Origin of the sequence: Micromonospora sp. NBC_01412 (genome assembly GCF_045040215.1) — a bacterium.
Taxonomy (GTDB): domain Bacteria; phylum Actinomycetota; class Actinomycetes; order Mycobacteriales; family Micromonosporaceae; genus Micromonospora; species Micromonospora rubida.
This window is the reverse complement of record NZ_CP109528.1, coordinates 3,325,092-3,345,744: the sequence shown is the minus strand read 5'-3', so window position 1 is coordinate 3,345,744 and position 20,653 is coordinate 3,325,092. Positions and strand designations below refer to the sequence as shown.

The window sequence follows — 20,653 nt, the reverse complement described above, 5'->3', positions numbered from 1 at the left end:
GCCCGGTCACCACGCCGCCCGGGCGACCAGGACGCAGGCGTCGTCCCGGCGCAGCCCCGCGTCGCGCAGCAGGGTCGCGGCCATCACGAGCGGACCGCTGCCGAGCAGCCCGGGATAGTCGTCGAGCTGCCAGCGGTCCACCACCCCGTCGCTGTGCATCACCAGCGACGCTCCGGCCGGGAAGGGATAGTCGTACTCGCGGACGACGGGCCGCTGGTGGCCGGCGATCCCGGGCAGGGAGACCAGCCCCCGCCGCCGTTCACCCTCGGCCACCACGGAGGCGGAGATGTTGCCCAGCCCGGCGAACCGCAGCAGCTTGGCGTCCGCGTCCAGCTCAGCGACGGCCAGCGCCGCGCCCCGGGTGTGTGACATTGACCGGTGCAGGTGCTGCACCACCGTCGCCGGCGACCCGGCCGGGGCGTCCCGGAACGCGGCCAGCGCCGCGTCGGTGGCCGCCGCCGCCAGCGAACCGTGGCCGAGACCGTCGCAGGTCAGCACCTGGTGCCGCCCCTCGGCGATCCGGACGGCGTACCCGTCGCCGCTGACCGACTCGCCGGTGATCGGCCGGGTGAGCGCGCTGACCCAGGACAGCTCCGGGAGGGGCTCCTGCGGCCAGACCTGCACGGCCAGAACGGTGCCCTTGCCGGGCCGGGAGTAGCCGTCGAACCAGTCGGTCTGGCGCATGATGGCGCCGAGACCGATGCCGAGGGTCCCGGCGGTGGAGTGCCCGTCCCGGGAGGACACGGTCAGGTCGGCCATGCCGGGGCCGGAGTCGATGGCGACCAGTTCGACGCCGGCTTGCCCGCCCCGGCGCACCGGGCGCAGCAGCAGCACCCCGTCCTCGGCGTGCTTGACCAGGTTGCTGGTCAGCTCGGCGGCGACGATGGCCAGGTCGGCCGTGCGGGCCTCACCGATCTCGAGCTGCCGGCCCAACCGCTCAGCGGCCCGCCGGACCGCGCTGGCCGCGCTGCCGTTCTCCACCCGGAACCACAGGCCGTGGTCGGACACGGCTTCGGCGGTCATCGGGACCACTTGGTGATCGTGATCCGGGTCCCCTGACCCGGCCCGGTGACGATGTCGAACTCGTCGACCAGTCGGCGGGCGCCACTCAGGCCGAGGCCGAGGCCGCCACCGGTGGTGTAGCCGTCGGTGAGGGCGAGGCCCAGGTCGACGATTCCGGGGCCGTCATCGGCGAAGACGACCCGCACGCCGCGCCGCAGGCCGTTGTCCACGGTGGTCACCTCGGCCTCGCCGCCCCCGCCGTAGACCAGGGTGTTGCGCGCCAGCTCGCTGGCCGCGGTGACCAGCTTGGTCTGGTCGACCAGGGAGAGCCGGGCCGCCACCGCCACAGTCCGTACCAGTTGGCGGACCCGCACCACGTCCTCGTCGCTCTGGATCGCCTGCGCCTGCGGGTGGCCCAAGTCGATGCCGGCGGTCATCTCGTGGCCGTCGTGTCGTCGTCCGGCTCGTCGTCGGCGGCGGCGAAGTCGTAGTCGTCGGGCAGGGCCGCCGCGATCAGCTCCATGCCGCGCTCGACGTTCAGGGCGGTACGGATGCCGTTCAGCGACAGGCCCAGCTCGACCAGGGTGATGGCGACGGCGGGACGCATCCCGACCACCACCGTCTCGGCGTCGAGCACCTTGGAGATCGAGGCGATGGTGGACAGCATCCGGCCGACGAACGAGTCGACGATGTCCAGCGCCGTGATGTCGATGATCACGCCGTGGCAGCCGGTGGCGACGATCCGCTCGGCCAGGTCCTCCTGGAGCTGGACCGCCGTCTGGTCGGACATGTCGATCTGGATCGACACGAGCAGGATGTCGCCGATCTTGAGGACCGGGACTCGCTCCATCAGAACTCCCGGCGCGGATGCCGGCGGGCGTTCGCCGCCCCGCTCAGCCGCAGCACGTGGCGCAGCGCGTCGGCCAGGCTGGCCTTGGTGGCGATGTCGCCGAACTCGATGCCGAGCGCGACGATGGTCTGGGCGATCTGCGGGCGGATGCCGGAGATGATGCAGTCGGCGCCCATCAGCCGGGCGGCCACCACCGTCTTGAGGATGTGCTGGGCGACCTGGGTGTCCACCGCCGGCACGCCGGTGATGTCGATGATCGCGTACGGCGAACCGGTGTCGACCAGGGTCTGGAGCAGCCGCTCCATCACCACCTGGGCCCGGGCCGAGTCGAGCGTGCCGACCAGCGGCACGGCCACCACGCCCTCCCAGATCTTGACGACCGGGGTGGAGAGTTCGAGGAGTTGCTCGGCCTGGTCCGCGATCAGGCCCTCCCGGGTACGGACGAAGCTCTCGAAGGTGAACAGCCCCATCTGGTCGACCAGCGAGGAGAAGGCCACGTAGTCGCGGAGGCTGGCGTTGCCCCCGTCGGCCTCCATCAGCTCCAGCAGGACGTCCTTGACGGCGTACACGCTGACCGCCGTCTCGGTGGCGGTGAACCCCTGCCGGGCCCGGCCCCTGGACAGCTCGGCGAGCACGGCGCGCAGCTCACCGGCCGACTCCGACTCAAGATCAAATGCGCCGTCTCGCGCCGCTTCTACCATGCTACGGTGCAGCTCCTGCACCTGGCGGCGCAGCTCGGCCTGACTGAGTCGGCCGCGCAGCGACGCGGTGGCGATCTCCGTCCAGCGCTGTGTGACCCGCTCGGCATGCTCGCTCAGCAAACCGGCCAGCCGACCGCTTTCTTCCGCGTTCAATGCCACGGCATCCTCCCTCTGACCTGGACCGGCCGGACTCTACCACCGGGTACCCAGCAACTAATTGCCACAAGACAAAGAAATGATCACGGACACGGCCTGCCGCTTCCGTTCAGCGGCGAGCCCCGAACGTGGGATACGGTTTCACCGATAACAGGAGGTCCGAATGTCCTTGACGGTGCACACGGAACAGCGCGGCGACGTCGTCGTCGTGTCGGTCGCGGGCGAGCTGGACATGGCGACGGCACCGCAGCTCCAGGACCAGATCACGGACCTGCTCGACAAGGGTCGCAGCCGCCTCGTCTTCGACCTGGCTGACGTCTCGTTCTGCGACTCGACCGGGCTGTCCGTGTTCGTGCGCGCCAAGAACGGCTGCGACGAGGCCGGCGGCGTGGTCCGGCTGGCCGCCCCGCAGCGTGGGGTGCTGCGCATCCTGGAGGTCAGCGGGCTGGTCGAGGTGCTGCACACCTACCCGACGGTCGAGCAGGCCGTCGCGGGCGCCCCCACTCCGGCCTCCTCCTGACCCACCCGCTCAGCGCTCGTCCTCGATGAACCGGGGACGAGCGATCGCCAGGCCCGCGACCGTCTGCACGGCCAGGGCGGCGAGCAGGAACCCGATCGGCGCGGTCCACCCGCCGGTCGCCTCGTAGAGGATGCCGACCAGCAGCGGGCCGAGCGCGGCGATCACGTACCCGGTGCTCTGCGCGAAGGCGGACAGCGCCACCGTCCCCTCGGCAGTGCGGGCGCGCAGCCCGATGGTGGTCAGGATCAGCGGGAACGCGCCCTGGCCGAGGGCGAGCAGGCCGACCCAGAGCAGCGCGGCGTCGTGCGGCGCGAGCGCCAGCCCCAGGTAGGCCGCCGTGGAGAAGGCGGTCAGCCCGAGCACCAGCGGGCGCAGCGTCCGCAGCCTGCCGGCCAGCGCCGGCATCAGCAGTGCGACCGGCACGCCGAGCGCGGTCACCCCGGCCAGCAGCAGCCCGGCCGTCTCCGGCGCGAAGTCGGCGTCCCGGAAGAGCTGGGCCAGCCAGCCCATGATCGCGTACCCGCTCAGCGACTGCGCCCCGAAGTAGACCGCCATCGCCCAGCCGAGCCGGGTCCGCGCCGGCTGGACCCGGGCCGGCGCGGCGGCGGCCACCGTCGGGGTCCCGGCCCGGCGCGCGGCGCGGGCCCGCAGCGCCAGGGGCACCCACGGGAGTACGGCCACCGCGGCCAGCGCGGCCCAGACGCCGAGCCCGGCCCGCCAGGAGCCGAACGCGTGCGCGATCGGCACGGCCGAGGCGGCAGCCACCGTCGTGCCCACCGTCAACGCCATCGTGTACGCCCCGGTGACCAGCCCGGTGCGGTGCGAGAAGTGCTGCTTGACCAGCATGGGCAGCAGGATGTTCGCCACCGCGATGCCGGCCAGCGCGAGCGCGCTGGTGGCCACGAAGACCAGCGCCGAGTCGGTGACCACCCGGAGCACCTGCCCGACGGCCAGGGCCAGCATGGCGACCACCAGCACCCGGGCCGGGGCGAACCGGCGGACCAACCACGGGGTCAGCGCGCCGAGCCCGGCGAACGCGATGGTCGGCAGGGTGGTAACGAACCCGGCCATCGTCCCGGAGAGCCCGAGGCCGGTGCGGATCTCGTCGAGCAGGGCACCGAGGCTGGTCACGGCGGCGCGCAGGTTGAGCGCGACCAGCAGCATGCCGACCAGCACCAGCAGCCCGCCCGTGACCGGCCGCTGCGTCGGGACCGGGGCCGACGCGGCGTCGGTGGCCGGGCCCGGGGTCACGTCGGCGGTCGGACTGAGCCGGTCGGGCCCGGTGACGGGGCCCGCGGTGGCGGACGGTGGCGGGGTCATGGCCTCGAACCTACAATCATGGGATGAATCTCGGACGGGTGATGTAACCAGTGACACCGCCGGTGAATTCCGTGTCCGTGCCGCCCCGGGGCCACCGGGTCCGGCAGACGATCGAGCAGCTCCGGTCCCGCATCCTCGGCGGGGAGTGGCCGGTGGGCGGGCGCATCCCGACCGAACCGCAGCTCGTCGCCGCGCTCGGGGTGGGGCGCAACACCGTCCGCGAGGCGGTCCGCGCCCTGGTGCACGGCGGCGTGCTGGAGTGCCGTCAGGGCTCCGGCACGTACGTGGTGTCGACCGACGAGCTGGCCCCGGTGGTGGCCCGCCGGCTCACCGACGACCGGATGACCGAGGTGGTCGAGGTGCGCCGCGCCTTCGAGGTGGAGGCCGCCCGGCTCGCCGCGCTGCGGCGTACCCCGGAGGACCTGGCCGCCCTCGACCGCGCGCTCGCCGCCCGGGAGGCCGCCTGGCGCGCGGGCCGGGTCGGCGAGTTCGTCGAGGCGGACGCGGCGCTGCACACGGCGGTGGTCGCCGCCGCGCACAACGCCATGCTCGCCGAGCTGTACGCCTCGGTCGGCGCGGCGCTGCGCAGCACGATCACCCAGGCGATGGGCGACGCGCTGAAGCCCGAGCGGTACGTCGACCACACCCGGCTCGTGGACGCGATCCGCAACGGCGACCCCGGCTTGGCATCCCAGGAGGCCGGTGCTTTTCTGGAGCCCTCCCCGGGGGAATAGGTTGCCCCGGACGGTAAACCGGACACCACGGGAGTACGGATGCTCAAGGGTTTCAAAGACTTCATCATGCGCGGAAACGTCGTCGACCTCGCGGTCGGCGTCGTCATCGGCGCCGCGTTCACGGGCGTGGTCACCCAGCTCACCAAGTCGTTCCTCGAACCGCTGGTCCGGGTCCTGATCGTGCTGATCACAGGCAACAAGGACGGCCTCAGCGGCTCGACGCCGTCGTTCCGAGGCATCGAGTTCGACTGGGTGGCGTTCATCAACGCGGCGATCACCTTCGCGCTCACCGCGGCGGCGCTGTACTTCCTGGTCGTCTACCCGATGAACAGGCTCGCCGAGCGGCGCAAGCGCGGCGAGGAGCCGCCGCCGTCGGCCCCCAGCGAGGAGGTCAAGCTGCTCACCGAGATCCGGGACGCGCTGGTCGCCGCCGGCCACGCCACCCCGGGCCAGCAGCGGGGCGCCCTGGACGACGTGCTCGGCCGCCGCACGGAACCCCCGGCCCCACGCTGAGCCCTCGGCCCCACGCTGAGCCCCTGATCGACGCCGAGCCACGGCCCCGCGCCGGTCCGCCCGGCAAGCACATCGGCCCCCACGGGATTCCGTGGGGGCCGGCCTGCTTCGTACACCTGTTCGATAGAGTCCCGTCATGGAGCAGCGGAAGCACTGGTGGAACGGCAAGTGGGGGCGGCTGGCGCGGCGGGACGTCTTCCTCCGGGTGAACGGCGACCGGTGGCACGTCGAGCAGCGGGCCGGCGGCGCCGAGGGCGTCTCCCAGTTCTACGAGTACCCGAGCGTCGAGGAGGCGGAGGAGACCATCCGCGCGCTGCTCGCCGGGGCCGACGGCTGGCGCGAGCTGTCCCCCCGCCCGCCGGGCGCGTGGCAGCCGACGCCCGACGCCCGGCCCTGAGCGGGCGGCGGCCCGGCGAGAGGGCCGAGGGGGTCGCTCCATCGGCGGCTGTGCCGGTGCTCCTGGTGCCCGTGAAGGTTGTCGGCGGCGGCCCGGAAGGGCGCGGCCGGACCGCCACAGCGCGCGCGGGGGGCCGGGACCGCCACTGGGCTGAGCGGGGCGGCGTTTAGCCGGCGGGCGGCTCGGGAACCGCGCCAGGATGAAGCAGCAGGGCACCGATCAGCAGGCGACCATCTCCCGCGTCACCACCGGAATGTCGGTGGTCGACGTGACCGGGGCGGAGGTCGGCACCGTGGACCTCGTCCAGCGGGGCGATCCGAACGCGGTGACCGTGCAGGCGCCCACCGCGGACCCCGGCGGCAGCCTGGACGAGTTGATCGAGTCAGCGGCGGTCGAGGAGCCGGACGTGCCGGCCGACCTGGCCGCCCGCCTGCTGCGTACCGGCTACCTGAAGGTCTCCACCGACCTCGCCCCGACCGGCGCCGTCTACGTGCTGGCTGACCAGATCGCCGGCGTCGCCGACGGCCGGGTACGCCTCGACGTCCCCGCCGCGAGCCTCCCCGCAGAGGAATGACTCCCGCCACGCCGGCCCTTACGGTGGACCGATGTACATCCTGATCGGGGAGCAGCAGGCCGAGGCGGTCGACGCGGACGAGCAACGGGCCCGGTTCGCGCACATGGCGGACGTGGTGCGGCACAGTCCCGGGTTCGTGCGTGGCTGGTGGGGGCTGGACGACACCGACCGGGAGGCCGCCCACGTGCTGATCGCCCTCGACACCCTCGACCACGCCCGCGCGCTGCGCCGCATGGTCGAGGAGAACGTGTCAGGGGTCCGGCTACGGATCATGGAGGTCGGCGTGTCCGCCGAGGCGGACTGATCCACACCGTCTCACCGACGTGAGGTCGGCCTATTCGCCCGCCCGGCCGACCGAGGTCGGGACGGGCGGAGCCGGGGCGTCCGAGGTCGGGACGGGCGGAGCCGGGGCGTCCGAGGTCGGGACGGGCAGAGTCGGGGCGTCCGGGGTCGGGGCGTCCGGGGTCGGGGCGTCCGGGGTCGGGGCGTCCGGGGTCGGGGCGTCCGGGGTCGGGCGGCGACGGAAGAGGAGCAGCATCAGCCAGCCGGCGAGCAGCCCCCAGAACGCGCCGCCGACGCCGAGCAGACTCACCCCCGAGGCGGTGACCACGAAGGTCACCACGGCGGCCTCCCGCGCCTGGGGGTCGGCGACCGCCGCCGACACCGCACCGGCCAGCGCGGCGAGCAGCGCGAGCCCGGCCACCGCCTCGATCAGCACCGGCGGGGAGAGCAGCACCAGGGCGGTGGCGACGCCCGCACCGAGGCCGAGCAGGGCCATCCCCACCCCGGCGGTGACCGAGGCGACCCAGCGGCGATTCGGGTCCGGATGGGCGTCCGGGCCGGCGGCCAGCGCGGCGGTGATCGCGGCCAGGTTGACCGCGTGCCCGCCGACCGGGGCGCCGAGGGCACTGGCCAGGCCGGTGACGCGCAGCGCAGCGCCGAGCGGCGGCCGGTAGCCGTAGCCGCGCAGCACCGCCATCCCGGGGACGTTCTGGGCGGCCATGGTGACCAGGAAGAGCGGGAGCGCCAGCCCGACCACCGCCGGAACCGTCCACTCGGGCGCGGTGAGGGTGAACACCGGCTTCAGGCCCTGCGCGCCGATCCCGCCCGGCGTGGTCAGCGCGATGGCGACCGCGGCCACCACCAGTGCGGCGGGCACCGCCCAGCGGCGGGCGAACCGGTGCAGGAGCAGCCAGGTGACGACCACCGGCGCGGCCAGCGTCGGCACCTCGACCAGGGCGCGGACCGGCGCGGTGCACAGCGGCAGGAGCACCCCGGCCAGCATCGCGCTGGCGATCGGGCCGGGGATGGCGGCCACCGCCCGGCCCAGCACCGGGAAGAGCCCGGCGGCGACGATCAGCACCCCGCACACGAGGAACGCGCCGACCGCCGCCGGCCAGCCGCCGGGGACCGGACCGGTGGCCGCCAGCAGCGCCGCACCGGGGGTGGACCAGGCGATCGCCATCGGCAGCCGGTGCCGCAGCCCCAGCCACACCGCGCAGACACCGGACGCGACGCTGACCGCGAGCAGCCCCGAGGCGGCCTGGCTCTCGTCGGCGCCGACGGCGCGCAGCCCGGCGAGCACCACGGTGAACGAGCTGGCGAAGCCCACGAGCGCGGTCACCAGCCCGGCGAGCACGGGTTGCAGCAGGCCGGCCACGTCTCCCCCTCCTGTGTTCCGTTTACGGAACGAAAGTGTGTAGCACGATAGCGGGGTGGAACCGCCAGCACCAGCACGGGGAAGGGGCGTCGACACCGGCGCCGAGACGGTGGGCCGCCGGGTGCGCGCCCTGCGCGAGGAGCGGGGGATGTCGCTGTCCACCCTGGCCCGGCTGGCCGGGGTCGGAAAGGCCACCCTCTCCGGCCTGGAGAACGGCACCCGCAACCCCACGCTGGAGACGCTCTACGCGATCACCGCCCAGCTCGGGGTGCCGCTGGCCGCCGTACTCGCCGGGCCAGCCGCGACCCCGACGGTCCGGGGCGCGGCGGTGAGCGCCACCCTGCTGGAGGTCTTCACCGACACCGACGCGACGTACGAGCTGTACCGGATGAGCGTCGCCCCCGGGCCCGGCCAGCTCTCGCCCGCGCACCAACTGGGGGTCACCGAGCACGTCACGGTCTTCGCCGGGGTGCTCCGCGCCGGGCCGGTGGACGCCCCGCTGACCGCCGGCGTCGGCGGCCACCTGCGCTGGACCTCGGACGTGCCGCACAGCTACGCGGCGGTCGGCGACGAGGAGGTGTGGGCGAGCCTCCTGCTGCGCTACCCCCGCCGCTGACCACCCGCCTCGCCGGCCCCGCCAGCCGCTCCGGGGTCCGCGCCTTGGTCGAGATGCCGACGTCGGGCCCCGGGCCCGAGGGCGAAGGTCAGGTCTGCCTGGCCGGGAGCCAATGCTGGACGGCCCAGAGCGCGGCCTCGGTGCGCGACGCCGACCCCGTCTTGCGCAGCAGGTTGGACACGTGCACGGTCACCGTCCGCACCGAGATCCCCAGCTCCCGGGCGGCCTGCTTGTTGGACATCCCCGCGACCAGGCAGGCGAGCACCTCGACCTCCCGGCCGGTCAGCTCGGCACCGGGCGGAAGCACGGCAGAATGCGGAAGCACGGCAGCGGACGGGAGCACGGCAGCGGGCGGGTACGCCGCGTCGGGCGGGGCCGCGGTGCGCGGCGCGGGGGTGCCCCGATGCTCCGGCAGCGGCCGGCGGAGCAGGGCGTCCGGCCCCTGGCCGGAGTGCGCGGCGAGCAGCTCGATCAGCATGTACGGATTGCCGCCGGTGCGCCGCCACACAGCGGTCACCAGCCGACGGGACGGGCGCGTCCCCTCGTACACCTGGTTCAGCACCTCGGCGACCTCGGCCGGGCCGAGCGGGCCGAGGTGCTGGCGGACGGCGCCGCGTACCCCGCAGAACCGGGACAGGGCGCGGGCGGCGAGGTCCGGTGCGACCGCGTCCGCCGCGGGCCGGCTCGCCACCAGCAGCAGCGCCGGCAGGTCGGGCGCGGTGGCCAGCTCGCCGACCAGGTTCAGGCTGGCCGGGTCGAGGGCGTGCAGGTCCTCCACCACCAGCACCGCAGGGCCGGCGCCGACGAGCAGCCGGACCGTACGCACGGCCAGCCGCAGCAGCGTGCCAGGGGCGTACCGTTCGCGTGGGGCGGTGGGCTGCTGGGCGAGCCAGGCGAGCGCGTCGGGCGGCAGGTCGAGGCGGCTGGTGTCCCGCCCGCTGAGCACTGCGGCGAGCCAGTCGTACGGGGCTGGGCTGTGCACCCGCGCGGCCCCGCTGAGCACCACCGTCGGGCGTGGCGCGAAGCCGTCCAGGGCCGCCGCCACCAGCAGACTCTTGCCGACGCCCCCCCGCACCGGTGAGCACCGCGACCGCAGGGCCGGGCCGGCCACCGCGCGTCAGTGTGGACCACGCCCGGTCGAGCTCGGCAAGCTCACCGGCGCGCCCGACCATGGAGACCGGCATCATTCTTTTCACCCTACGCAGTAGTGCGTAGAGACGACGGGAGGGTCTTCTTGGCAAGCTTGTCGTATGAAACTGATCCTCCGCTCGGCCATCCTCAACGACGTCGGCCTGGTGCGGACCAACAACGAGGACTCTGCCCTCGCCGGTGACCGTCTGGTCGCCGTCGCCGACGGCATGGGCGGGCTGCCGGCCGGCGAGGTGGCGAGCGAGATCGTCATCCGGATCCTCGACGAGCTGAACCCGCCGACCACCACCGACGGGGCCACCGAGGCGCTACGGTCCGTGGTGAGCACCGCCAACCGGCGCATCCGGGCCGCCATCTCCGTCGACCCGGCCCGCGAGGGCATGGGCACCACCCTCACGGCCGGCCTGCTCGCCGGGGATGTGCTGGTCCTCGCCCAGGTCGGGGACTCCCGCTGCTACCTGCTGCGGGGCAGCGAGTTGACCCAGCTCACCCGGGACGACACCTTCGTCCAGGCGCTGGTCGACCAGGGCGCGCTCTCCCCGGACCAGGCCCGGCACCACCCGCAGCGCTCGCTGGTGACCCGGGCCGTGCAGGGCGCGGACGCGCCCCCGGCGGTCGGCGCGCTCACCGTCTTCGCCGGCGACCGGCTGCTGCTGTGCAGCGACGGCCTGTCGGACTACGTCGACGACGCGTCGATCGCCGCAGCCCTGGCCATGTACGGCGACCGCCAGCAGTGCGGCGAGCAGCTCGTGAAGCTCGCCCACCAGGCCGGCGCCCCGGACAACGTCACCGTCGTCGTCTCCGACGTCACCGCGGCCTGACCGCTCACCCCCGTCCGGGCCGACCGGGTCGGCCGGACGGGCCCGGGCGACCCGGAACCGCCCTGCGGAACCGGGCCACCCGGATGACCCGGCGAATGTGGTTGCGCCGGCCCGGCAGGGCGGGTTGGGATGGGGGATGAGTATCCGGCGGGTGAGCAACACCGAGCGCTTCAGCACGTCCTTCCCGCTCCAGGCGTACGCCTTCGAGGCGTCGCCGAAGCGGCCAGAGCGGGCCGAGGAGTTCAGCCGCTACCTGCCGTACGGCGAGGCCAACCGCACCCTGGTCGCCGAGGAGGGCGACGAGACCCTCGCCGTGGTCTCCGCCATCCCGATGCGGCAGAACCTGCGCGGGGCGGTGCTGCCGATGGCCGGCATCGCCGGGGTGGCCACCCATCCGCTGGCCCGTCGGCGCGGGCACGTCCGGGCCCTGCTGCACCGGCTGCTCGACGAGATGCGCGACGAGGGGCACCTGGTGAGCGCGTTGTACCCGTTCCGCGCCTCGTTCTACGAGCGGTTCGGCTACGTCGGGCTGCCCCAGGCCCGCACGGTCACCTTCACGCCGGCCGACCTGGCCCCGCTGCTCCGCGCCGACCTGCCCGGCGAGTTGAGCTGGGAACGGACCGGCACCGGGTACGCCACCCACCGCGCCTTCACCGAGCGCTGCCTGGCCGAGCGGCACGGCTTCGCGCTCTTCCCCGAGACCCGGGCGGTGTGGCTGCGCGACGACGACGACCGGTGGCTGGTCACCGCCCGCGTCGACGGCGCGACGGTCGGCGTCCTGACGTACCGGATCGACGACCACGGTGGCGAGCTGGCCGGCGACGATCTGCTGGTCGCCGACCCGTACGCCCGGGCGCTGATCCTGGCGTTCCTGGCCCGGCACGTCGACCAGGTCGGCCGGGTGCGGCTGCGGGTGGCCGCCGACGAGCTGCCCGAGCTGTGGCTCACCGACCTGGCCGTGCACGTCGAGGCCCGGGTCGCCCGGCCCGGGTCGGCGGCACCGATGGCCCGGCTGCTCTCGCTGGACGCGCTGGCCGGCCTCCCCGCCGGGCCCGGCCGGGCCCGGATCACGCTGACCGGGGACCGCTGGCTGGGCGGCAGCCACCTGCTCGACGGCACGACCGGCCGGCTGGAGCTGATGCCCGACGCCGCCACCGGTGCCGCGCCGACCGCGACGCTCACCGCGGCCGGGCTCTCCGCCCTGGCGTACGGGGTGCTGGACCCGGCGGAGGTGGACGTCCGCGGCCTCGGCCAGGTGCCGGCCGACGCCGCCGTCGAGCTGCGCCGCCTCTTCCCCCGCCGGCTGCCCTACCTGTACGCGGGCTTCTGACCCTGTTCTCGCCACCCGCCGCCCGGGTAGCGTTCGGCGAATGCCGGAATGGTTACAGGCGGGTGGCTGGGGTCTGCTGGCCGGGTCGGCCCTGCTGGTCGGGGCGGCGCTGGGCTGGTTCGTGTCAGTCCCGCGACGGGTCGTCGCGTCCGTCATGGCCTTCGGGGCGGGGGTGCTGCTCTCCGCGGTCTCCTTCGAGCTGGTCGCCGAGGCGCACGAGCAGGGCGGGCTGCTGCCGACGGCGATCGGGGCGGCGGGCGGCGCGCTGGCGTACACCGGGGCGAACGTGCTGCTGGCCCGGCGCGGCGCGCGGCACCGCAAGCGCTCCGGCGACCAGCCCTCGGAGGGGGAGCAGCCGGGGTCCGGGTCGGCGATGGCGGTGGGTGCGCTGCTCGACGGCATCCCCGAGTCCGTGGTGATCGGCGCGAGCCTGCTCTCCGGCGGCGCGGTCAGCACGGTCACGGTGATCGCGGTGTTCCTCAGCAACGTGCCGGAGGGGCTGTCCAGCGCGGCGGGGATGCGTCGGGCCGGCCGCACCCGCCGGTACGTCTTCCTCCTGTGGACCGGAATCGCCCTGGTGAGCGGCCTCGCGGCGCTGGCCGGACACACCCTGCTGGGCGGGGCGCCGCCGGAGGTGCTCGCCGCGATCACCGCGCTGGCGGCCGGCGCGATCCTCGCCATGATCACCGACACCATGGTCCCCGAGGCGTTCGAGGACGCCCACCTGCTGGTCGGCCTGATCACGGTGCTGGGCTTCCTGGTGGCCTTCGCCCTGTCCCACGCCTGACCCGTACCGGGCCCTCCTTTCGTTCGTCGGGAACGCGTCGACGAACGCGTCCGGCGCCACAGCAGGTACGCGGTGTTCAGGGAGGACGACGGCGATCCTGGAGAAAACGCTGTTCGCCGTCGCGGCCGGCCCAAGGCACGGGATCCCACTTCCGGAATCGGACTGTCACGATTGACGCCTGACCGGACATGGATGGAACGTGGTGGATCCGCGCGGACCGGGCCGACGACGAGGCCGCCGTCAAGCGGGCCGCCGCCGCGCTGCGCAGCAGCCACCATTGGCGGGTGCTGCACGACATGAACGACGAGGGCGACTACCCCAAGGTGCTCTGGGCGACCGCCGACAAGGTCGCAGACGGCGACGTGCCGGACGAGTACGAGGCGGGCCTCGGCTGCGACCAGTAAAAGGGGTCAGGTTGAGGTCGAGCCGGCACGGACACCGCTCAGTTTGGCCTCAACCTGGGATCACCTGGTCTGAGTAGATCCCGCATCGCCGGAGTTGGCGGGCTGCCGCCGCAGCGCGGGCATCTGGTCGAACGCGACCTCGACGCCGACCTCGCACGGTGGTTCTCCGGCCGTTCTCCCGTCACCGTTCCCGTGCGGGATCCTGAACGCCGGCTGCCAGACAGCGCTCACCGACGACGACGTCTACTGGGTCAGGCGCGCTGCTCCTGGTTATGGCCCACCGGCGGCCGGGTCTGCTTCACCGCGAACGGATGGCGCAGTCGCCGCATTGCCTCCTCGCTGCCGTCGAGAGTCACGCCCGGGCCGTCGAGCCCGTCGGCGCTCTCCGTGGCGAAGAACAACGCCGGTTGATCATTATTTTTCGATGCCATGCGGTAGTCCTGTCTTCGAAAGGGAGGCACATCAGGACGTCGGCATCCCGTGCCGACAACCTCGTGACAGACCCGGTGCTCGCCCTGGGGCCCGATCAGTGTCTCGATCACTGGCGAGCGCCAGGCGACACCGACACACCGAACCATACCCGGCTTCGCCGTCCGTCATGCGCCGCCGCCGGTGACCGCCCTCCCTCGCGCTCGCCCAGACCCTCACCACGTGCACGTTCCCACCGGTCGGGGACATCCCGGATCCGGCGGCCGGACATCGACCGGGCGTCGCGGCTCGCGGCGGCTCGCGGCGGCTCGCGGCGGCTAAAGCCGTTCGAAGCTCTCCATACCGGCGAGTTCGAGCACCTCGGTCCGGGTCGCCGGGCATTCCTGCCGGGTCTGGTCGTCGATCTGACGGCCGGTCGGCACGGCACCCTGCTTCTCGTACCAGGAATAGAGGTTCACGGTGAGGTTGGCCATCGTGCCGGTCTCGGACCCGATCCCCCTCAGCGTCGGCAACTGGCCGTCCAGGTAGGCACACACCTCCTTCGCCGACACCGGCGTCGAGCCGCCGGCCGGAGCGGATCCGGCCGCGCTGGACGCGGCGTCGGCTGCTGCGGGGGTGCCATGCGCCGCGGCCCCGGAGGGCTCGGGCGCGTCGGCGTCGGCACACGCCGTCAGGGCGAGCACAAGACAGAGGGTCGGCGCGAGCATTCGGATCGTTCTCATCGGTTCTCGTCCTGACGTGGTTGTCGGTGGTGGGTGACCGGCGGTCGGGCCGCAGCGGACGGCTCGTCAGCGGACTGCGGAACGGATGACTCACCGTCAAACCCGGCGGCGATCGCGGTGACGAGCCAGAGGCCTGCGGGCAGTCGGTAGCCGACGCCGGGTTCACGAAACCGGTCGAGCAGTCGGACGGCCCCCGCCCGGGCCGAAGCCTGCCCAGCCAGCGGCACCGCCCGGTACGCGGCACCGGCGGGGCCGACCTCGATAAGCCATTCGGCCACGGCATCGGCGTCGTCCGGAGCGTCCATGGTGACGTCACACGACGTGATCGTGACGGCGGTCAAGCCGGCGACGGTGAGGACCCGGGCGAGCCGCGCCGGGTCGGCGAAGGAGAATGGGCCGGGCTCGTCGCCCACCGGTAGCGGTGGTAACGGCCCGAGGTGCGGTGCCGCGCCGAGCATCGCCGCGGACATCCACGGGTTGACGCTGCCATCGCGGAAGACGGTCGCGGAGAGGCGCCCTCCCGGGCGCAGCGACCGCCGGATCGTGGTGCAGCCGGCGACCGGATCCGCCAACAGCATCAGGGCCATTCGCGAGTACGCCGCGTCGAACGGCGCCCCCGGCACGACGTCGAGGGTCTCGATGTCGGCGGCGTGGAACCGGATACCCGGGTACCGGTCCGTGGGGAACCGTTGCCGGGCGGCGGTCACCATCGCCTCGGCGATGTCGATGCCGACCGCCGCGCCGGTCTCGCCGACCGCCCCGGCGAGTTCGGCCGTGGTGCCGCCACAGCCGCAGCCCACATCAAGGATCCGTTCGCCGGGCCAAGCGGCCATTCGATCCATGGCCGGCGCGCCCAGCGGTCGACCGAGCTCGTCCTGCCGATCGGCGTGGCGGATCCAGCCAGCTGCCGCTCCCGTCCAGAAAGCGGCGTTGCGGGACCGCAAGGTGGCGGCGTCGGCCATCAGAACGGCATCTCGGTGCCGTCGACGCTCACCGATCGGAAGCTGGCCGCCTTTGTCGGGTCGAAGCCGTCCTCCTGCGCCGCCAAGCCTGCGGCCCGGACCAGCCGTTCGGACTGGAACCGACGGAACGCGGCCTCGTCCTGCCAGATGTTGATAATCCGCCAGCCGTCCTCGGTCGGGCCGGCGACGTGGGCGACGAGTCCCGGCGGCCGGTCCGGTCCGAGGTGTCGCTCCACCTGCCGGTACTCCGCCTCGCTGACGCCGGGCATCTCCTGCAACACACCGAACGGCATGGCCGCGCCCTTTCGATAGAGTTAAGTTCTATCCAATAGAGCACTACACTCGAACCGTGGTTGTCAAGAGACGCTATGACTCCTCCCGACGGCAGGAACAGTCCCGACAGACCCGACGAGCAATCCTCGAAGCGGCCGGCCGGCTGTTCGTCGACCCCGGCTACGCGGCCACGCCGCTGACCGCCGTCGCCGCCGAAGCCGGCGTCGCGGTCCAGACGCTGTACGCGGTCTTCGGCAGCAAGCGGCAACTGCTCTCCCAGCTGGTTGACGTCACCCTGGCCGGCGACGACGAACCGGTGGCCCTGCCGGACCGGCCCTTCGTCACCGAGATCCGCGCGCTCGCCGACCCCCGCGCCAAGCTCGCCCGCTACGCCCGCCACCTGGTCGAGGTCAACGCCCGGCAGGCCCAGGTGATGCTCGCGCTGGCCGGAGCAGCCACGGCCGATCCGGACGCCGCCGAGATCTGGCGCAAGAACATCGACGAGCGCCGCCATGGCATGGCCATGTTCGCCGCGGAGCTCGTCGGCACGGGAGCCCTCCGCCCTGACCTGGACGTCGAACAGGTGGCCGACATCCTCTGGTTGGCCCAGGACGTCCGCAACTTCGACTGGCTCGTCCGGCAGCGCGGATGGCCGCCGGAGCAGTACCAGCGGTGGTATGTGGACACCGTCAGCGGCGCCACCATCGCCCAGCCCCAGTGAGGTCGGTGTGATGGCCTGCCCTATCGCGGCCAGTTCGACGGCGGCCGGCAGGCCCTGCTCGATCGCCCCCTCAAGTCGCTGGACGTGCACCCGTCCGGGGTGGCATGGAGCCCTCCGGAGCGTGGCTCACTCGTTCCGGGCCGTCTCCGGGCCGGTGATCCGGCCCAGCAGCGGCAACGTCGAGGCGATGATTCCCAGCGACACCGCCAGCCCACCCACGACCACGAGGTAGAACGACAGGCCCGGCGGCACCAGCGTGTAGTGCAACTGCGCCCGCAGGAAGAGCTGCGCGGCCAGGAACCCCATCCCGGTCGCCACCACGGAGACGGTCAGCAGCGGCACGACGGTCTCCAGCGCGACCACCCGGCGCAGCGTGCGCAGCTGCACCCCGGTAAGCCGCAGCATGCTGAACGGCCGCTTCCGGTCACTCAGCCCGCCGGCGATGCTCACCGCCAGGCTGCAGCCCGCGATCGGCAGGCTGGCCAGCATGACCACGTTGGCCAACTGCTGGAACTGCACCATCTGCTGCGCGGAGTCCGCCTCCCATTCGCCGATGCTCGCCGGAAAGCGCCCGGACGGAAACGCATTCACCAGCATCGTCCGGGCCTGCTCGAAGGCGGAGCGGCTGGTCGTGTCGACGACCACCGACAGGATCGGCTGCCGGTCGACCTCCGTGGGGGCGATGCCGGCGGTTTCCCAGACGTACGGGTCGCTGGTCTGGTCGAACGTGCGCGGGCCGATGAGGTCGGGGTACACGGACGCAACCTGAGCGCCGGAGGGGCAGCTGCCGAACACCGTCAGGCGGTCCAGCTCGGCGCACGTGATCACGCCGGGCCATCCGCCGGAACCGGAGGCGTCGGGGTTGAGGCGCACCAAGGTCACACTGCGCACGCCGGGGATCGTCGCGAGCCCAGTCGGAATCTGCTCCGCGGCCGGCGCAGGCCCGTCATCGGGAAAAAACCTCTTCGCCAGTGAGGTCGCGGCCAGCGAGTCGGTGCGCGGTTCGCCACGGTTGGCGACAAACGTGGTGATCGTGCCGGTCGCCACACTGGCCACGAACAGCGCCACGATCAGCCCACCGACGGACCGAAAGCCGGCCTGCGGATTGTCGGCGAGCCGCCGTCCGGCGATGAGCGTGGCGGCCCGGCTCGCCCGACCGGCCAGCACCCGGGCACCGATCATGGTCAGCCAGGGCCCGGCCAACAACAGCCCGGTCAGGATCAGCAGGAATCCGGAGAGGTACGCGGCGAGCTGGCCGTTGGTCGTGTCGGGGCGCCGGCCGATGAAGTAGGTCAGCTCGGCGAGCCCGGCGACCAGCGGGATCAGCCGCCAGGCGCGCGGCGGCTTCGGGGTGACGCGCCGGCTCACGCCAAGCGGCGAGATCTGCACCCGACGCAGCGCCAGCCAGGAGGCCACGACCGCGGCGAGCGGGATACCGAGCGCGACCAACACGACGTCGATGACGTTGAGTGACAGGTCGGCGGCGAAGAACGGCTCGCCGGTGAACGGGATCGCGGCGAGTCCCGGCCGGAACGCGAGGAACAAGCCGAACCCGGTGACGGTGCCCGCCAGGGCGGCGACTGTGGACTCCACGGCTGAGATGAGGGTGATCTGCCGTGGGGTGGCGCCGATCAACCGCATTGCGGCGAAGCGCTGCTCCCGGCGGGCCGCGGCCAGTCGGGTCGCGGTGGCGATGAAGATGAGCACTGGGAAGAGCAGTGCGGCTGCGGTGACGGACAGCATGAGTGTCATGCCGTCGCTGTTGATGCCGACGTAGCAGCCGTTGCAGTCGCTTGGGGATGTGGTCATGATCTGGGTGACCTGCCGCGCCCCCAACTGCTCCATCTCGGCCGGGGTGCGGCCGATGACGATCAGCAGGGATTCGGGGGAAGGTAGCGCCGACCGGCCGATCGTACCGATCTCGTGGCCGGGGAAACGGTCTCCGAGTTCCGCGGCCGGCGTGGTCCGCAGCAGCTCGCCGAGGGCGGGCGAGACGTAGAACTCGCCCGGTCCGGGCAGGTGTGGGATGCCCGGCGGGACGGGCGCGTCCGGGCCCAGCGCCGCGACCTCGACCCGGGCTATGGACTCGCCACGGTGGTAGTCCTTGCGGGCCAGCCACCACATCGGGTCGGCCGACGCGTCGGCCGATGCCGGGGCGACGGCGGTGTTGAGCCAGGCGTACCGCTGGTTCTGCTCGCCGACCGCGTTCATGCCGGCGAGCGCCGCCAGGAGCATGCCGACGCCGAGCGCCACCGCAGCGGCGATGATGACGAGCCGGGTGGCGGCTTCGCGCCCGCCGGCCACGGACAGTCGTACCGCGAACCAGATCATGAGCGCACCAGCGCGTTCACCTTGCCGTCGCGCACGATGACCTGCCGGTCGGCGCACGCGGCGATGCGGGCCTCGTGGGTGACGAGAACGACGGTGGTGCCCTGCTCGCGCGCCGAGGAGACCAGGAGGTCCATGACCTGCTCGCCGGTCAGCGAGTCGAGGGCCCCGGTCGGCTCGTCGGCGAACAGCGCCCCGGGCCGGGCGACCAGGCCGCGGGCCAGAGCGACCCGCTGCGCCTGCCCGCCGGACAGCTCACCTGATCGGCGCCGCTCCAACCCGGCGAGGCCGAGCCGCTCGAACCAGGGCCGCGCCTCCCTGAGCGCGGCGGCCCGCTTGACGCCGCCGAGCAGCAGTGGCAGCGCGATGTTCTCCTCGGCGGTCAACTCCGGCACGAGCTGCCCGAACTGGAACACGAACCCGAAATGGTCCCGGCGCAGGGCGCTGCGCTGGCTCTCGTTCAGGGTGTCGATCCGGCGGCCGTCGAAGTGGATCTCACCGGCGTTCGGCACCAGGATCCCGGCCAGGCAGTGCAGCAGGGTGGACTTCCCGGAGCCGCTCGGGCCCATGATGGCGACGATCTCGCCCGGGGCCACCGAGACGCTGGCGCCCCGCAGCGCCAGGGTCTCGCCAAAGGACAGGACGACGTCTCGTGCCTCGATCGCCTTCACCTCCGTACCACCTGTCGGAGGGCGTCCAACCGGGCGACGGTGGTGTCGATCCAGTGCAGGTCGGCGTCCAGGTGGAACAAGCCGTGATCGGCCAACATGGCGTCGACCAGGTCGCCGCTGCGCCTGACCTCGGTGAACTCCTTCATCCGCCGCAGGTGCGCGGCGCGCTGAATGTCGAGGTACTCCTCGGCGGGGCGGTTGAGCATGAGCGCCAGCACGACCTTTGTGAACAGCACTGTCTGCAGGTTGGGCTCGGCCTCGACCGGCTCGGTCAGCCACGACTCGACCTCGGTCGCACCCCGTTCGGTGATGACGTACCGCTTGCGCTCGGGGCCCACGCCCGGCTCAACCTCGCCGACCACGATCTTGCCGTCGCGGGCGAGCCGGCCGAGGGTCGAGTAGACCTGGCCGAACGGCAGCGGCTTGCTCCGGTTGAAGAAGGTGTCGTAGTCGCGCTTGAGGTCGTAGCCGTGGCTGGGCTCGCGTTCGAGCAAGCCGAGAAGGGTCATGGGAACACTCATGCCGAGACCATACCCTGAGGGTATACCCCGCGTGTACACACCGGGCGTATATCGATACGTGCTGCTGCCGATACAGGGCCGAGCCGCCGACTGGCACGGGCGGCGCCACGGGTGCAGCGCCCAGCCCGGTAAGGGCGGATCAGGGTGGCGCGATGCGCATGGTCAGCTCGGCAGCCGGAACAGCACCATGCTGACCCGGGTGGAGCGCGCCGCACGACAGGCGGCGGGTCGCGTTGCCGTCGCCGGGGCGAACGGCGACCTGGAGCGAATTCGACTCTTCGCCGGCAGTTCGAGGTCGATGTTCGGGTGTTGACGACGTAGATGCCGCCCGTCCGCACCGGCATGACCGGACAGCGGAAACCCTCCCAGCCGGTCCCAGAAGCGGGGTTCCGGTAGCCTGGTACGGCGGGCCGTTAGCTCAATGGCAGAGCTGAGGACTTTTAATCCTTAGGTTCTGGGTTCGAGTCCCAGGCGGCCTACAAGATACCCCCT

At 72.9% G+C, this 20,653-nt stretch carries 26 protein-coding genes and 1 tRNA gene; 13 read left to right on the top strand and 14 right to left on the bottom strand.

What is annotated here, in order from left to right; all coding sequences use genetic code 11:
* Positions 1-6 precede the first annotated feature (6 nt).
* Genes OG617_RS15425 through OG617_RS15410 form a run of 4 tightly spaced genes read right to left on the bottom strand, consistent with a single transcriptional unit; the run spans position 7 to position 2,712 of the window.
* Positions 7-1,023: a SpoIIE family protein phosphatase gene (locus tag OG617_RS15425; RefSeq protein WP_405102405.1), complete on the bottom strand. Its 1,017-nt coding sequence runs from the start codon at positions 1,021-1,023 to the stop codon at positions 7-9.
* Positions 1,020-1,439: an ATP-binding protein gene (locus OG617_RS15420; protein ID WP_405102403.1), complete on the bottom strand. Its 420-nt coding sequence runs from the start codon at positions 1,437-1,439 to the stop codon at positions 1,020-1,022. The genes OG617_RS15425 and OG617_RS15420 overlap by 4 nt, the downstream gene beginning before the upstream one ends.
* Positions 1,436-1,852 (bottom strand): STAS domain-containing protein, encoded by a 417-nt coding sequence (locus OG617_RS15415; protein ID WP_405102401.1) that lies wholly within the window; start codon positions 1,850-1,852, stop codon positions 1,436-1,438. Before OG617_RS15415 ends, OG617_RS15420 begins: the two co-directional genes overlap by 4 nt.
* Positions 1,852-2,712: an STAS domain-containing protein gene (locus tag OG617_RS15410; protein ID WP_405102399.1), complete on the bottom strand. Its 861-nt coding sequence runs from the start codon at positions 2,710-2,712 to the stop codon at positions 1,852-1,854. The genes OG617_RS15415 and OG617_RS15410 overlap by 1 nt, the downstream gene beginning before the upstream one ends.
* Before the next feature lie 160 nt (positions 2,713-2,872).
* Between OG617_RS15410 and OG617_RS15405 the strand changes: the two genes are divergently transcribed.
* Entirely contained in the window at positions 2,873-3,229 is a 357-nt protein-coding gene (locus tag OG617_RS15405) for an STAS domain-containing protein (RefSeq protein ID WP_405102397.1), read from the top strand.
* 9 nt (positions 3,230-3,238) lie between these two features.
* On the opposite strand, the gene OG617_RS15400 is transcribed toward OG617_RS15405, so the two are convergent.
* Positions 3,239-4,549: an MFS transporter gene (locus OG617_RS15400; RefSeq protein ID WP_405102395.1), complete on the bottom strand. Its 1,311-nt coding sequence runs from the start codon at positions 4,547-4,549 to the stop codon at positions 3,239-3,241.
* A 50-nt stretch (positions 4,550-4,599) separates the two neighbouring features.
* On the opposite strand from OG617_RS15400, the gene OG617_RS15395 reads away from it, so the two are divergent.
* The 5 genes from OG617_RS15395 (at position 4,600) to OG617_RS15375 (ending at position 7,071) form a co-directional block, all read left to right on the top strand.
* Positions 4,600-5,283, top strand: coding sequence for a FadR/GntR family transcriptional regulator (locus OG617_RS15395; protein ID WP_405102393.1), 684 nt, complete (start codon positions 4,600-4,602; stop codon positions 5,281-5,283).
* Between the two features lie 39 nt (positions 5,284-5,322).
* Positions 5,323-5,796 carry a large conductance mechanosensitive channel protein MscL gene (mscL, locus tag OG617_RS15390; RefSeq protein ID WP_405102391.1) on the top strand — a complete coding sequence of 158 codons (474 nt, stop codon included), beginning with the start codon at positions 5,323-5,325 and terminating at the stop codon, positions 5,794-5,796.
* 136 nt (positions 5,797-5,932) lie between these two features.
* Positions 5,933-6,193 (top strand): hypothetical protein, encoded by a 261-nt coding sequence (locus OG617_RS15385; RefSeq protein WP_396676428.1) that lies wholly within the window; start codon positions 5,933-5,935, stop codon positions 6,191-6,193.
* Between the two features lie 199 nt (positions 6,194-6,392).
* Positions 6,393-6,767, top strand: a complete 375-nt coding sequence (locus OG617_RS15380; protein ID WP_405102389.1) for a hypothetical protein — start codon at positions 6,393-6,395, stop codon at positions 6,765-6,767.
* Between the two features lie 31 nt (positions 6,768-6,798).
* Positions 6,799-7,071 carry a hypothetical protein gene (locus OG617_RS15375; RefSeq protein ID WP_405102387.1) on the top strand — a complete coding sequence of 91 codons (273 nt, stop codon included), beginning with the start codon at positions 6,799-6,801 and terminating at the stop codon, positions 7,069-7,071.
* Between the two features lie 30 nt (positions 7,072-7,101).
* Here the strand turns inward: OG617_RS15375 and OG617_RS15370 are convergent, their stop codons facing one another.
* Positions 7,102-8,427 (bottom strand): benzoate/H(+) symporter BenE family transporter, encoded by a 1,326-nt coding sequence (locus OG617_RS15370; protein ID WP_405102385.1) that lies wholly within the window; start codon positions 8,425-8,427, stop codon positions 7,102-7,104.
* Between the two features lie 55 nt (positions 8,428-8,482).
* Here OG617_RS15370 and OG617_RS15365 point away from each other — a divergent pair, with 55 nt between their 5' ends.
* The gene (locus OG617_RS15365) at positions 8,483-9,043 is read left to right on the top strand and encodes a helix-turn-helix domain-containing protein (RefSeq protein WP_405102383.1); all 561 of its coding nucleotides are present in this window, start codon (positions 8,483-8,485) and stop codon (positions 9,041-9,043) included.
* An 88-nt stretch (positions 9,044-9,131) separates the two neighbouring features.
* On the opposite strand, the gene OG617_RS15360 is transcribed toward OG617_RS15365, so the two are convergent.
* Positions 9,132-10,118, bottom strand: coding sequence for a LuxR C-terminal-related transcriptional regulator (locus tag OG617_RS15360; protein ID WP_405102381.1), 987 nt, complete (start codon positions 10,116-10,118; stop codon positions 9,132-9,134).
* 175 nt (positions 10,119-10,293) lie between these two features.
* Between OG617_RS15360 and OG617_RS15355 the strand changes: the two genes are divergently transcribed.
* The 4 genes from OG617_RS15355 (at position 10,294) to OG617_RS15340 (ending at position 13,534) form a co-directional block, all read left to right on the top strand.
* Complete coding sequence (locus OG617_RS15355; RefSeq protein ID WP_405102379.1) at positions 10,294-11,013, top strand: PP2C family protein-serine/threonine phosphatase; 720 nt, start codon at positions 10,294-10,296, stop codon at positions 11,011-11,013.
* Positions 11,014-11,149: 136 nt separating this feature from the next.
* Complete coding sequence (locus tag OG617_RS15350) at positions 11,150-12,343, top strand: enhanced intracellular survival protein Eis (RefSeq protein WP_405102377.1); 1,194 nt, start codon at positions 11,150-11,152, stop codon at positions 12,341-12,343.
* A 40-nt stretch (positions 12,344-12,383) separates the two neighbouring features.
* Entirely contained in the window at positions 12,384-13,130 is a 747-nt protein-coding gene (locus OG617_RS15345; RefSeq protein ID WP_405102375.1) for a ZIP family metal transporter, read from the top strand.
* Between the two features lie 188 nt (positions 13,131-13,318).
* On the top strand, positions 13,319-13,534 hold the full coding sequence (locus OG617_RS15340) for a hypothetical protein (RefSeq protein ID WP_405102373.1): 216 nt from the start codon (positions 13,319-13,321) through the stop codon (positions 13,532-13,534).
* A 251-nt stretch (positions 13,535-13,785) separates the two neighbouring features.
* On the opposite strand, the gene OG617_RS15335 is transcribed toward OG617_RS15340, so the two are convergent.
* The 4 genes from OG617_RS15335 to OG617_RS15320 form a co-directional block, all read right to left on the bottom strand.
* Positions 13,786-14,076, bottom strand: a complete 291-nt coding sequence (locus OG617_RS15335; protein ID WP_405102371.1) for a hypothetical protein — start codon at positions 14,074-14,076, stop codon at positions 13,786-13,788.
* Positions 14,077-14,280: 204 nt separating this feature from the next.
* The gene (locus OG617_RS15330; protein WP_405102369.1) at positions 14,281-14,685 is read right to left on the bottom strand and encodes a hypothetical protein; all 405 of its coding nucleotides are present in this window, start codon (positions 14,683-14,685) and stop codon (positions 14,281-14,283) included.
* Positions 14,682-15,518, bottom strand: coding sequence for a class I SAM-dependent methyltransferase (locus tag OG617_RS15325; protein WP_405102367.1), 837 nt, complete (start codon positions 15,516-15,518; stop codon positions 14,682-14,684). Before OG617_RS15325 ends, OG617_RS15330 begins: the two co-directional genes overlap by 4 nt.
* Positions 15,519-15,646: 128 nt before the next feature.
* Positions 15,647-15,940: a hypothetical protein gene (locus OG617_RS15320; RefSeq protein ID WP_396676441.1), complete on the bottom strand. Its 294-nt coding sequence runs from the start codon at positions 15,938-15,940 to the stop codon at positions 15,647-15,649.
* A 56-nt stretch (positions 15,941-15,996) separates the two neighbouring features.
* On the opposite strand from OG617_RS15320, the gene OG617_RS15315 reads away from it, so the two are divergent.
* Positions 15,997-16,641, top strand: a complete 645-nt coding sequence (locus tag OG617_RS15315; RefSeq protein ID WP_405102365.1) for a TetR/AcrR family transcriptional regulator — start codon at positions 15,997-15,999, stop codon at positions 16,639-16,641.
* Between the two features lie 126 nt (positions 16,642-16,767).
* Here the strand turns inward: OG617_RS15315 and OG617_RS15310 are convergent, their stop codons facing one another.
* The 3 genes from OG617_RS15310 to OG617_RS15300 are packed head-to-tail and all read right to left on the bottom strand — an operon-like array spanning position 16,768 to position 20,161.
* Positions 16,768-18,972, bottom strand: coding sequence for an FtsX-like permease family protein (locus OG617_RS15310; RefSeq protein WP_405102363.1), 2,205 nt, complete (start codon positions 18,970-18,972; stop codon positions 16,768-16,770).
* Entirely contained in the window at positions 18,969-19,640 is a 672-nt protein-coding gene (locus OG617_RS15305) for an ABC transporter ATP-binding protein (RefSeq protein WP_405102361.1), read from the bottom strand. Before OG617_RS15305 ends, OG617_RS15310 begins: the two co-directional genes overlap by 4 nt.
* On the bottom strand, positions 19,637-20,161 hold the full coding sequence (locus tag OG617_RS15300) for a PadR family transcriptional regulator (RefSeq protein ID WP_396676445.1): 525 nt from the start codon (positions 20,159-20,161) through the stop codon (positions 19,637-19,639). Before OG617_RS15300 ends, OG617_RS15305 begins: the two co-directional genes overlap by 4 nt.
* A gap of 407 nt (positions 20,162-20,568) precedes the next feature.
* Here OG617_RS15300 and OG617_RS15295 point away from each other — a divergent pair.
* A tRNA-Lys gene (locus OG617_RS15295) sits at positions 20,569-20,640 on the top strand.
* Positions 20,641-20,653 lie beyond the last annotated feature (13 nt).